Origin of the sequence: Paraliomyxa miuraensis, from assembly GCF_026337845.1 — a bacterium.
Lineage (GTDB): Bacteria > Myxococcota_A > Polyangia > Nannocystales > Nannocystaceae > Paraliomyxa > Paraliomyxa miuraensis.
In genome coordinates, this window is record NZ_JAOVZF010000160.1 from 294,672 (window position 1) to 306,271 (window position 11,600).

Consider the following 11,600-nt stretch of genomic DNA (forward strand, 5'->3'; position numbering starts at 1 on the left):
TGCCTTGGGGCAGCTTGGCCCCCGATGCCCGAGCCCAACGTCTGGTGCACCGCGCCCGTGACCCGCCTCCGCATCGTCGTGTTGGGCGGCTCCGTGGGCATGGCCCTGCTCACCGGCTGCGTGACCGTGAGCCCCGCCGAGCGTCAGCAGCTGTCCAAGCCCGAGATGACGCCCGCCACCGATGCCTCCGAGGAGGTCTGGCACACCCACGTGGAAGCGGCTCGCGAGGCGGGCTTTGGAGGACACGGCGCCGCGGGAGGCGGATGCGGTTGCGGCTGAGCCGCGCACGGGCCCGGCGGCCCGGCGGACCGTGGCGCCGCTCTTGGATCGCTTCGCTCCAGCTCCTCCCGGTGCTGCTGCTGTGGCTGCTTCCACGGCCGGGCGCGGGCGAAGACCGCGTGATCGTGCGCGGCAACTACTACCGCGAGGCCTCCACCCGGGTGCTCCAGCCCACCGTCGACGTGGAGGTCGACGTACCCGACGAGCGTCTGTCGCTGGGCACCGCGTACGTGCTCGATGCGATCAGCTCCGCCTCGATCGCCTCGGGGGCGGCCGAGGTGACCGGCGGCGACCAGGTCTTCACCGAGATCCGCCACGAGGTGCTGGGGCGCGCATCGTCCAGGCTCGGCGACTGGGGCCTCGGGGGGTTCTTCCGCTACTCGACCGAGACCGACTACATCTCGCGCAGCGCGGGCGCCTCGGCCTCGCGCGACCTGCTGCAGCGCTCGCTCACCCTCAGCCTCGCCTACGCCTACAACTTCGATCGCGTCTCGCGGATCCAGATGAACACCATGGTGGTGCTGCCCTGGTGCGGCGGCTCGGTGGACATCGCGCTGTGCCAGCCCACCGGGCATGGAGCCCGCACCAACCTGCGCCAGGTGCACTACGTCTCGGGCGGCTACGCCCACGCCTGGCACGAGACGCTGCTGGGCCTGGCCTCGGTGGAGGTCGCCCGCACCCTCGGGCCCCAGGACAACCCCTACCGGGGCGCTCAGATCCCCACCTCCGAGGTGGAGATCCATCCGCTGCAACGTACGCAAGTGGCGCTGACGGGGGGAGCGCGCTGGATGATCCCGCGCTCTCCCGTGGTGCTCGAGCCACGCTATCGCTTCACCACCGACTCGTGGCTCATCAAGAGCCACGCCATCGACACCCGGGTGCACGTACGAGCGCTGCCGCACCTTCGCCTTCGGGCGCGCTACCGGTACTATCGGCAGTCGGCATCCTTCATCTGCCTCGACAGCCCCGGCGACGATCTCGACGATGGCAGCCAGTTCTTTTGCAGCACGACCGAAGGCGAGTTCGCCACCGCCGATCCCAAGTTGGGCGCGTGGCACTCCCACACCCCCGGGGTCCAGGTCGTGTTCGAGCTCGACGCGCTCGCCGGCATCCGATACCTCGACTGGCTCGAGAACGGCTGGGTCGAAGCAACCTACAACCACGTCTTCCAGAGCAACCGCTACGGCAATGCCCGCCTCGGCGCGCTGGCCTTCTCGCTGGCGTTCTAGCTGGGCCCCCCCGCATCCGGCTCGGGGCAAGCCAACGTGCAGCTGCCCCCCCAGGGGGGCTTCACTCGCCACATCGTGGGCTGGGGGTTGCGCCCGCCCGCATCCGGCTTCGCTCGCAACACCGTGGGCTGGGGGTTGCGCCCGCCCGCATTCGGCTTCGCTCGCCCCATCGTGGGCTGGGGGTTGGGTCCTGGGCGCGTGGTCGTTGGTGCTGGTGCTCGTTGGGTGCGGTGGCCACGAGTCGAGGGCGGCGCGCCCGGTGGCCGAGGTGGGGGAGCTCGTGCTCGATGCCGCGGTGGTGGAGCACCTCGCGGCGCGCGACGGGCTGTCCCCCGAAGAGGCGCGGGCGCGGGCGCTCGATACCCTGCGCCTGGTCGCCGCGGGTCGTGAGCACCACGCCCGCCGGGCCGCCGACCCCGGACCGGTGCTGACCCCTCGCCGCGCCGAGCACCTGCGCCGGGCCGCACTGGCGCGCCTTTGGCTCACCGAGCGCTTCGAGCCCGCTCATGGCCCGCAGGACATCCCGGACGACGATCGTCGTCTCACGGCAGCGCGGGCCGACCCACGGATGGTACACCCGGAGGTCCATGGCCTGTGCCAGGTGGTGGTGGAGCCCCCGAACGTGACCGACGAGGACCAGATGGCAGCGATCACCGCCGACCCCGCGTGGCGCGAGGCGGCGAGCCAGGCGCTCGCCCCGGTCCTGGCCCGGATCGATCGCAACGTCCCGGTCGACGACCACGAGGCCTGCCGCCTGATGAAGCGCGAGGTGGAGCTGTCCGGCCCGGGTGACGATCCACGACTGCACATCACCTTCCCGCGACCAGGGGGCTTCGAGCTACGCGCGTGCGAGGAACACGACGACGCCGGCGCCTGCACCAAGCCGAGGTTCGCACCCGCGTGGACCCGCGAGATCGAGCGGCTTGCGGTCCCGGGGCGCTCGGTCCCGTTCTTCACCCCTGCCGGCCTGCACGTGGTGCAGGTCGAGCAACGCCTGCCCGCCCAGCTCGCCGACGATCCCGCCACCGACCGGATCGTGCGCGAGGCGGTGCTCGACCCCTGGCGGGCCGACCAGCTGGGCCAACGCCTGGAAGAGCTGCGGCGGCAACGGACCGTGCGCGTGGCCGGCATGCCGGAGGACGGCGGGTGAGATCGCGACGACGACAAGCCACCGGGGCGTTCCTCGACGTCGCCCGGCGGCAGACGGGCTCGTTCGAGCTCGCCCGGCGGGTGCAGAGCGCGCTGCGCAGCGAATTCGGGCGCATCCTCGAGAACCTGATGATCGTGCCCGGCTCGATGGGTGCGGTGCTGGTGGACGACGATGGCTACCCCATCGACTACGTCTTCGACGAGACCATCATCACCGAGATGGACGTGCAGCTGATGGGCGCGCAGCTGGGGCAGATCGTGTCCCTGACCCAGGCAAGCGCGGCCAAGCACGACCTCGGGACCGCGGTGGTGCTGCTCGAGGGGCGCACCAACCTCATCGCGGGGCCGGTGGGGCTGGACTACACGCTGGCCTTCATGATGCAGCACGAGGCCAACGTCGCACAGGGGCTCCATCACTTCGAAGCGGTGCGCAGCACGGTCGAGCACTTGCTCACGTGATGGGGCTTGACGGCCCTCGGGCGGCCTCCAAGACTCTAGCCTGCCATGGCAACCCACATCACCGAGGAGTGCATCAACTGCGGGGCCTGCGAGCCGGAGTGCCCCAACGAGGCCATCTCGGAGGGCGATGACGCCTACGTCATCGATCCCAACCTGTGCACCGAGTGCGTGGGCTTCCACGACTACGAGGCCTGCCAGAGCGTGTGTCCCGTGGAGTGCTGCGTGCCCGATCCCGATCACGTCGAGACCGAGGCGGTGCTGCTCGAGCGGGCGGTGAAGCTGCACCCCCACAAGTCCTTCCCCGCGCTGAAGGTGCTTCCCAGCGACCTGTCGCACTTTCGCAAGGCGAGGTGACCCGCGCCCGCCGCGTCTGGCTCGCCATCCCTGCATCGCGATCCGCACGCGTACGGACCATCGTTCATCCGCCGTCCAAGGCCGGGTAAGCTCCCGCGGGCGTGCCCTCCCCTGCCCCTCCGATCGCCCCGGGCGATCTCGAGTCCGTCGAGCGCTCGCGCCGCGGGCTGTGGCTGCGGCTCGGTCTGTCACTGCTGCTCGCGGTCGCATTCGCGGCCGCACTGTGGCCGTACCTGCGTGCGATCCCCAAGGACCTCACCATCGCCGCCTGGGCGCTGCCCGTGTTCCTGGGCACGCTCGTGCCCTATCACCTGCTGCGAGCGGGCCGCTGGCATGTGCTGGTGCGACCGCTGTCGGCCGTACCGCTGTCGGTGACGCTGCGGGTGAGCCTGGCCGGATACATGTGGATTGCGCTCTTGCCCTTCCGTCTGGGCGAGCTGGCCCGCCCCCTGCTGCTGGCGCAGCGCAGCGACGTCTCGATGCACCGCGCCCTGGGCACGGTGGCGATCGAGCGCGTGCTCGATGGCCTGGTGATCTGCGGGCTGTTCTTCGCCGCCTCGGCCGGCCGCGAGGGACGAGCCGAGCTGGCTGCGCTGCAGCAGGCCACCACCGGGGTCATGGCCCTGTTCGGCGTGGCGCTGCTGGGGCTCGTGTTCATGGCGCGCTGGCCCCGAGCCATGGGGGGCCTGCTCGACGCCACGGTGGGCCGAGTCCTGCCCCGGGCGGGCCGCCTGGCCGCCGAGCTGAGCCACGGCGTCGCCCAGGGCCTGGCGGCCCTGCCCCGCGGCGGTGCCTTGCTCGCCTTCGTGGGGCTCACGCTGCTCTACTGGGGGAGCAACGCGCTGGGCATGTGGGTGCTGGCGCATGGCTGTGATCTGCCGCTCGGGCTCGCCGATGCGGTGCTGGTGATGGCGGTGATGAACATCGCGCTGCTCGTGCCCGGTGGGCCCGCCCAGCTGGGGATCTTCCAGACGGGCGTGGCGCTGGGCCTGCACATGGTGCTCCCCGGTCGGACCATCCACGACGACGGCAGCACGTTCGCGTTCTACCTCTACGTCGTGCAGCTGGGCACCATCGTGCTGGGGGGCTGGTGGTCGCAGCGAAGCCTCGGGCTCGACTGGCGAGCGGTGCTCGATCGCCGCGCCACCCCGGCCACGCCCGATCCGCCCACGGAGCCTTCGTCGTGACCGAGCCCGACCCCTCGGCGGACGCCCCCGAGCGCCGCGGCCACGGCCGCGCCATCGCCAAGGGCGTGGCCCAGCTCGCGCTCGGCGTGGCCCTGTTCGCGGGCATCATCCACTGGGTCGCCCCCTCGTGGGACCAGATCGAGGATCGGATCCACCTGTCGGTGCCGTGGTTGATGGTGAGCGTGCTGGGCAGCGCGTTCGCCAACCTCGTCACCGCCGCCCGCTGGAAGCTGCTGTCGGAGATGATGGGGGGCAGCCACCTGCCCTACGGGATCTACTTCCACTACCTCGCGCTCACCCGCGTGATCGGCCAGGTGCTGCCCACCGTGCTGGTGGACGTGATCGGTCGCGGCGCCGCGCTCAAGGCCGCGGGCAACCAGGCCCGCCTGGGGCAGCTCATCGCTCCCGTGGTGCTCGAGCGACTGCTCGACCTGCTCCTGCCGCTGGTCCTCTTGGGGTGGGCGCTCGTCGTGCACCTGCAGCGGCTCCCCCCGTGGCTGTCGGCATGGAGCTCGCTGGCGATCCTGGTGTTCGTGTTCGTGGCCGCCACCATCCCCCTGCTCGACCCGCTGGTCCGCCTGGCGCTCTGGGCCTATGGCTGGCTGCGTCGGCTCCGGACCCGCGATCGCGCCCTGCCCCTGCCGCAGGCCCCCGGCGTGACCGTGCAGCTCTCGGGACGCATCGTGGCGCTTGGCGTGCTGCGGTTCTCGGGAATCCTGGTGCAGTACTGGGGCGCGGGCGCGGGCTTTGGCGTGCTGCTCCCTGGACTGGTGGTGGTGATGGCCGCCCCGCTGGCCCAGCTCGCGGGGCTCGTCGGCATCACCCCGGGCGGCCTCGGCATGCAAGAAGGAGGATGGGTCGCCGCGCTCGAGCAGCTCGGACAAGACTCCGCGTCCATCGTGGTGTTCATGGCGGCCACCCGCCTGATGATGTCGGTGAACTTCGGGATCCTGTCGCTGCTGTCGTGGCCATGGCGACGAGCCCGACCGTCGGCCTGAAGCGAGGCGAGAGCCTAGGGCTCGGCCGCTCGAGCGCGAAGCGCGGCCCTATAGTCCCGGATGGCCTTCGAGGCCGTGGGTCGGTCGAGGAACGAAGCCAGCTCGACCGGGTCGATGCCCGGCAGCACCTCGCTGCGCTCCGAGGTCTCGTAGGTCCCGTTGCGCAACACATGAATGGTGATGGCGCCACGACGCCAGAACCACACCTCGTGTACGCCAAGCCCGCGATGGGCCTCGAGCTTGTCGATCCCCCCCGAGGTCCACACCACCTCGATCGCGAGATCGGGTCGCGTCGGGGCCTCCACCTCCCCGAACACGTAGCACTCGTCGGGCTCCACCCCGCGTGCGAGCGCCTCGTCCTCGATCGTCCACGAACCGTAGGGATCGAACTCCAGGCCCGCCTCGAGGCAGTACTCCTCCACCGAGCGGCCGATGTACGACTTGATCGACTCGTGGGTGCGAGACGGGCTCATGATCTGCAGCACCCCTTCGACGTAGGTGATCCGCGGCGCGCTCTGGTCGCCCCGCACCTGCTGGAGCCGCTGGTAGTCGGCCCAAGCAGCCCCTCGCAACACCACGTAGTGATCCTCTCGCGGGGCCTCGTAGGGCTCGAGCAGGACGGCCTCGGCGGTCATCGCCAGGGCAGTATACCCCACACCCTCACCAGCATGGGCCGCGAGCGGCCAGCGCCGTCAGCGCGGCCCCTCGTCGGTGCCGCGGAGGTACCGGTCGAGCAGCCCGTGCCCGGCGTAGATCACCGGCAAGGTGCCCAGCGCGATGAGGAACTTGTAGCCGTAGTTGGTGAGCGACAGCTCGATCACCTGAGCCCCGGTGAGCTTGCCCGACAGCCCGAACGCAATGCCGATGATCACGAACGTGTCGATGAGCTGCGAGATCACCGTCGAGCCCACCGCCCGCAGCCACAAGAGGCGCGCCCCGGTGCGCTTGCGCAGCAGCACGAACACCCCCGCATCGAGCAGCTGGCTCACCGCGAACGCGACCAGCGAGCCCACGATGATCCACATCGACTGGCCGAACACCATGTCGAATGCCGCATCGCTGACCGGGGAGATCTCGGCCGCGGTGACCTGCATGCAGACCAGCAGCAGCACGAACGCATACACGATGAGGCCGACCGTCAACAGCGTGAGCTGCCGGACCGCCTTGGGGCCGTAGTACTCGTTGACGAGGTCGGTGGTCACGAACACCACCGGCCACGGAATCACCCCGATGCTCATCACCCAGCCGAACGCGGTGAACAGCTTGCCGCCGATGAGCTCGCCGAGCAGCGCGTGGGTGATGAAGATCCCCGCGAGCACGATGAACACGCGATCGCGACGCGAGGGCTCGTGGACCGGCTCGGCGGGCCGCTCGTCGAGCGCATCGTCCGTCTCGGTCTCCGGCTCGGTCATGATGCGGTACGGGTCGCTCGACGCCAGCCCGAAACGACGGCGGGCCACTCTAATTATAGGCCAGCTCGACCGCGCGCCGCATGTTGACCGACACCAGCTTGGAGATCCCGCGCTGCTCCATCGTCACGCCGTAGAGCCGGTCCGAGGCCTCCATGGTCACCTTGTTGTGCGTGATCATGATGAACTGCGTGTCGCTGGCCAGCTCGCGCACGAGCTTGCACATGCGGCCCACGTTGGCGTCGTCGAGCGGGGCATCGACCTCGTCGAGGATGCAAAACGGGCTCGGTTTTATCAGGAAGATCGCGAAGATGAGGCTGACCGCCGTCAGCGCCTTCTCGCCGCCCGAGAGCAGGTCGAGGCTGCGCAGCTGCTTGCCCGGCGGCTGCGCCTCGATCTCCACGCCGGTCGACAGCAGATCGCTCGGATCGGTGAGCCGAAGCTGCGCCCGCCCGCCGTTGAACAGCCGCGGAAACAGCTGCTGGAAGCGGGCATCGACCGCCTCGAACGTCTCGCGAAACAGCTGCCGCGTGGTCTTGTTGATGCGATCGATCGCCTCTTGCAGCTGGGTGATCGCCGACTCGAGGTCGCTGCGCTGGCGGCTGAGGTACTCGTAGCGGCTCGAGACCTCCTCGAACTCCTCGATCGCGGTGAGGTTGACCTCGCCCAGCCGCGAGAGGATGCGACGCAGCTCCTTGCGCCGCTCGTTGGCCTCGACCCCCGCGAGCGGGCGATGGTGGAAGTCGACGATCACCTCGGCCACGTCCACGTCGAAGCGCTGCCGCACGTCCTCCACCACGTGCTGGCGCTCGAGCGCGATCTCCTGCAGCCCCAGCTCGACCTGCTGCAGGCGCTCGCGGTGCTCGTCGAGGTCGCCGCGCAGGGTCTTGAGCGAGGCCTCGAGCTCGTCGACGCAAAGCCGCAGCTCGTCGTACTGCTCGCGATCGTCGTGCACCCTGGCGGTGGCGGCCTTGCTCTGCTCGATGAGCTGCGCGCGCTGGACCGCGGCGGCCTCGGTGTCGCGCTCGAGGGTGGCGATGCGCTCGTCCGCCGCGTCGGCCGTGGCGCGCAGCCGCACGATGCGCTCGCGCTCGCTTCCGGCCTGGCGCTCGAGGCGGTCGCGCGTCGCGGCCAGCGCATCGGCCTGCTGCTGCCAGCGAGCCAGCGCCACCCGAGCCTCGGTCAGGTCCACCCCGATCCGCTCGCGCGCGGCCTCGTGCTCCTGCTGCTGCGCCATCCCCTGATCCACGCGGCCGGTCTGCGTCTCCACCTCCGCCTCGTCGGCCTCGATCTGGGCGCGCAGCTGCTCGATCTCCGCGAGCCGAGCGGTGGCCTGGGCGCCGAGCTCGTCGCGCTCGCCCGTCTTGCGGCGCAGCTCGGCCGCCACGCGCTCGATGTCGGTCCGTAGCTGCGCACGGGCCTGCGTGCGGGCGAGCTTGGCCTTCTCGGCCTCGAGCACGTCGGCCTCGCTCTGCTCGCGCGCGCGCTCGACCTCCGCCTGGCGCTCGGCCAGCATCAGGTGCCGCCGCCGCGTGGCTTCGAATGCCTCCTCGAGCTCGGCCAGGATCCCCTCGAGCTCGCGGATCTCTCGCTTCTGCTGGAGGAGCGCCGAGTCGAGCGCGGTGGGCGAGCCCCCCACGATCACACCCGAGGGCTCGAGACGATCGCCGTCGAGGGTGACCAGCGGGCAACGCTCCGCCCGATCCGCGTTCGCCCACAGCTCGAGCGCACGGGCGAGATCCTCGACGACCAGGGTATCGCCGATGAGCTCGCGAGCCGTCGCCGCCAGCTCGCCGCTGACGTCGACCAGCTCGGCCAGCCGCCCCAGCACGCCGGGGCGATCGCTCCACGACGGTCCAGAGGTTCGCCCCGTGGCCGGGGCCCTTCCTTCCGTGATCACCGTACCGGCCTCGGCCTCGGCTCCGGTCTCGGTCGGGGTCGTGGAGACGGCGGGCTCGATCGCCCCCAGGGTCGGGGGCGCGGCTTGGTCCGAGAGATCGACCACCTCGATGGCCCCGGTCCCCATGGGTGCACGAGACCAGCCCAGGCTCGTCCCGGGCGCGTGCTCGGCCTCGACGCGCGCTGCGGCCTCCGAGGTCCGCGCGCGGCGGGGCAGGAAGGTGGTGCGCCCCTCCTGCAGGCGCTTGAGTAGATCGACGCCGCGAGCCGCCACCGCGGGCTCCTCGACCACCACCCCCTCGAGCGTCTCACCCAGCACGGCGCTCACCGCCGCCTCGAGGTGCTGCGGCGCCGATACGAAGTCGGCCAAGATGCCCAGCACCGGGGACGGCACCGAACGCGACTCCATCCCGCCCGCCCCCGCCCCCAGCTGCGGCTGCGCGAGCTCCTCGCGGTGCTCCATCACCACCTGCACGCCGCTGTGACAGCCGCGGTAGCGCCCCTGGATCTCCTGGAGCGACTGCAGCCGCGAGCGGCAGCGGTGCACCTCGGCCCGCTGGGTGTCGAGCTCCACCTCGGCCGCCGACACCTGGGACTTGAGGGTGGCGCGCTCGCGATCGATCTCGCCCCGACGCTCGTGGAGCCGCAGCACCTCGGCCTCGGCGTCCAGGAACGCCCGCTCGGCCCCCTGCAGCCCTTCGTTCAGCCCGTCGTGCTGGGCCTGCAAAGCCTCGCAGACCGCCGCCGCGGCCTCGGCCCGCGCCCCCAGCTCGGACGTCACCTCCTGGAGCGACCCCACGCGCGAGCCGGCCGCGGCCAGGCGCCGCGTGGCCGATTCCTTGGCCTCTCGCGCGGCGGCCAGCTCGTGGCGCAACCCCTCGAAGCGGGCCTCCACCTGGTGCAGCTCGGTCTGCAGGGCCTCCACGCGACCGCGCAGGCCATGCGCGCCCCCGGCCTCCTGCAGCTCGCGCACCGCGGCCCGCACCTGCGACAGTTCCTCCTCCACGCCCTGCAGCCCGCGCTCACCGGCCTCGGCCTCGGCCCGGGCCTGGGCGGCGCTGCCCCGCAGCCCCTCGCGCTCGCGCCGACGGTAGTCGTCCTCCGCTTCCAGCAGCCGCACCCGGTTGTCGAGGTCGTAGACCTGCTGCTGGTGCTCGGACAGCCGGCGCTCGGTCTGCACCAGCTCGGCGCGCTTGGCCTCGATCTGGGCGTCGCGGGCCGCGATCGTGTGCCGAAGATCGCCCACCTGCTGCGACAGGTCCTCGCGGCGGTCTTGCAGCACGCGCCCGGTGGCGAACAGCTCGAGGAACTTGTGGCTGGCGATCCAGAGCTCGAGGTCGCGCAGCTCCTCGCGATACCTCTTGTAGCGCTCGGCCTTCTGGGCCTGGCGGCGCAGGGTCGAGAGCCGCCCCTCGAGCTCGCTGACCACGTCGTTGACCCGCAAGAGGTTGGTGCGGGTGGCCTCGATCTTGCGCTGCGCGGCCGCCTTCTGCGACTTGAAGCGGGTGATCCCTGCCGCCTCGTCGATGAGGTGGCGCCGTTCCTCGGGCTTGCTGCTGACGATCTTGCCGACCTGGCCCTGCTCGATGATCGAGTAGCCCTTGGTGCCGGCCCCCGTCCCCATCAGCAGCTCGGTGATGTCGCGCAGGCGCCCCGGAACCTTGTTGATGAGGTATTCGCTGGTCCCGTCGGAGAACAGGCGCCGGGTGATGGCGATCTCGGGCAGATCGAGCGCTCCGGGGGCCACCGCGCGGCCGTCGTTCTCCAGCGTGAGGGTCACCTCCGCCATCCCCGCGGGGCCGCGCGTGGCACAGCCGGCGAAGATCACGTCGGCCATCCCGGCTCCGCGCAGGTGCTTGGCGCTTTGCTCGCCCATGCACCACCGCACGGCGTCCACGATGTTGGACTTGCCGCAGCCATTGGGGCCGATCACGCCCGTGACGTGCTCGTCGACCTGGACGAGCTGGCGATCGGCAAAGGACTTGAAGCCAACGACCTCGATCTTCCGGAGCTTCATGGGGGCAGCGAGCACACGGGAGATCGGATCGGGAGATCGTCTCCGAGCGCGGACCTCGGATAGCACCCTGGGACCCACCAAGAAAAGACCTTCGAGCGCGCCGGTGAGCAGGATCGGACGCCTGGGGGGCCTCGACCACCGGGCCGGCGAGATCCCGCCGTGAGCCTCCTGAGCCAGCGGAAGCGGCCCTGGACGCGATCTCTCGGAACGGGGATCGGCGGCGGCCTGGGGAAGGAGATCGCGCGGTCGGAGATCTCGCGCGAGATCCCCCTTGCGTTCGTCGCCTCGCGGCGATAGCTCCAACGCTCGTGATGGGCAACGAACTCCTCATCGTCATCGCGCTTCTGGGGATGGGCGTCGTCCTCTTCTTCGTGCTTCGGCCCAAGCCCAAGGCGTTGGGGGAGGGCGACCGAGCCACGAAGACCCTGGGTGATGGCGCACCAAAGCAGCCCGCGAAGGCCGAGCCGAAAGCCAAGGCCGAGCCGAAGGCCGAGGCCGAGCCGAAAGCCGACGCCGAGCCGAAGCCCGAGACCGAGCCGAAGCCCGAGGCCGAACCGAAGCCCGAAGCCGAGCCGAAGCCCGAAGCCGAAGCCGAGCCGAAGCCCGAAGCCGAGCCGAAG

Annotated in this window: 11 protein-coding genes; 8 read left to right on the forward strand and 3 right to left on the reverse strand. The window is 70.9% G+C overall.

Annotation, left to right across the window (positions count from 1 at the left end; all coding sequences use genetic code 11):
• Nucleotides 1-24 precede the first annotated feature (24 nt).
• The 7 genes from OEB96_RS34560 (at nucleotide 25) to OEB96_RS34590 (ending at nucleotide 5,655) form a co-directional block, all read left to right on the forward strand.
• Nucleotides 25-279 (forward strand): DUF4266 domain-containing protein, encoded by a 255-nt coding sequence (locus OEB96_RS34560; protein WP_266221113.1) that lies wholly within the window; start codon nucleotides 25-27, stop codon nucleotides 277-279.
• A gap of 71 nt (nucleotides 280-350) precedes the next feature.
• Nucleotides 351-1,508, forward strand: coding sequence for a DUF3570 domain-containing protein (locus tag OEB96_RS34565; protein ID WP_266221114.1), 1,158 nt, complete (start codon nucleotides 351-353; stop codon nucleotides 1,506-1,508).
• A gap of 208 nt (nucleotides 1,509-1,716) precedes the next feature.
• Nucleotides 1,717-2,658, forward strand: coding sequence for a hypothetical protein (locus OEB96_RS34570; protein ID WP_266221115.1), 942 nt, complete (start codon nucleotides 1,717-1,719; stop codon nucleotides 2,656-2,658).
• Nucleotides 2,655-3,116 (forward strand): roadblock/LC7 domain-containing protein, encoded by a 462-nt coding sequence (locus tag OEB96_RS34575; RefSeq protein WP_266221116.1) that lies wholly within the window; start codon nucleotides 2,655-2,657, stop codon nucleotides 3,114-3,116. The genes OEB96_RS34570 and OEB96_RS34575 overlap by 4 nt, the downstream gene beginning before the upstream one ends.
• Before the next feature lie 45 nt (nucleotides 3,117-3,161).
• Nucleotides 3,162-3,470, forward strand: coding sequence for a YfhL family 4Fe-4S dicluster ferredoxin (locus OEB96_RS34580; RefSeq protein ID WP_266221117.1), 309 nt, complete (start codon nucleotides 3,162-3,164; stop codon nucleotides 3,468-3,470).
• 101 nt (nucleotides 3,471-3,571) lie between these two features.
• The gene (locus OEB96_RS34585) at nucleotides 3,572-4,657 is read left to right on the forward strand and encodes a lysylphosphatidylglycerol synthase transmembrane domain-containing protein (RefSeq protein ID WP_266221118.1); all 1,086 of its coding nucleotides are present in this window, start codon (nucleotides 3,572-3,574) and stop codon (nucleotides 4,655-4,657) included.
• Nucleotides 4,654-5,655, forward strand: coding sequence for a lysylphosphatidylglycerol synthase transmembrane domain-containing protein (locus OEB96_RS34590; RefSeq protein ID WP_266221119.1), 1,002 nt, complete (start codon nucleotides 4,654-4,656; stop codon nucleotides 5,653-5,655). The genes OEB96_RS34585 and OEB96_RS34590 overlap by 4 nt, the downstream gene beginning before the upstream one ends.
• Nucleotides 5,656-5,669: 14 nt before the next feature.
• Here the strand turns inward: OEB96_RS34590 and OEB96_RS34595 are convergent, their stop codons facing one another.
• The 3 genes from OEB96_RS34595 to OEB96_RS34605 are packed head-to-tail and all read right to left on the reverse strand — an operon-like array spanning nucleotide 5,670 to nucleotide 10,980.
• On the reverse strand, nucleotides 5,670-6,290 hold the full coding sequence (locus OEB96_RS34595; protein ID WP_266221120.1) for a Uma2 family endonuclease: 621 nt from the start codon (nucleotides 6,288-6,290) through the stop codon (nucleotides 5,670-5,672).
• Between the two features lie 57 nt (nucleotides 6,291-6,347).
• The gene (locus OEB96_RS34600; protein ID WP_266221121.1) at nucleotides 6,348-7,115 is read right to left on the reverse strand and encodes a queuosine precursor transporter; all 768 of its coding nucleotides are present in this window, start codon (nucleotides 7,113-7,115) and stop codon (nucleotides 6,348-6,350) included.
• A gap of 1 nt (nucleotide 7,116) precedes the next feature.
• The gene (locus tag OEB96_RS34605; protein ID WP_266221122.1) at nucleotides 7,117-10,980 is read right to left on the reverse strand and encodes a chromosome segregation protein SMC; all 3,864 of its coding nucleotides are present in this window, start codon (nucleotides 10,978-10,980) and stop codon (nucleotides 7,117-7,119) included.
• 311 nt (nucleotides 10,981-11,291) lie between these two features.
• Between OEB96_RS34605 and OEB96_RS34610 the strand changes: the two genes are divergently transcribed.
• Nucleotides 11,292-11,600 (forward strand): hypothetical protein (locus tag OEB96_RS34610; protein WP_266221123.1); only part of this gene is annotated, 309 nt, incomplete at its 3' end.

Excerpts from the sequence above, each read along its gene's own strand:
- OEB96_RS34560 (WP_266221113.1), top strand. The coding sequence starts at position 25 with ATGCCCGAGCCCAACGTCTGGTGCACCGCGCCCGTGACCCGCCTCCGC.
- OEB96_RS34580 (WP_266221117.1), top strand. The coding sequence starts at position 3,162 with ATGGCAACCCACATCACCGAGGAGTGCATCAACTGCGGGGCCTGCGAG.
- OEB96_RS34595 (WP_266221120.1), bottom strand. The coding sequence starts at position 6,290 with ATGACCGCCGAGGCCGTCCTGCTCGAGCCCTACGAGGCCCCGCGAGAG.
- OEB96_RS34605 (WP_266221122.1), bottom strand. The coding sequence starts at position 10,980 with ATGAAGCTCCGGAAGATCGAGGTCGTTGGCTTCAAGTCCTTTGCCGAT.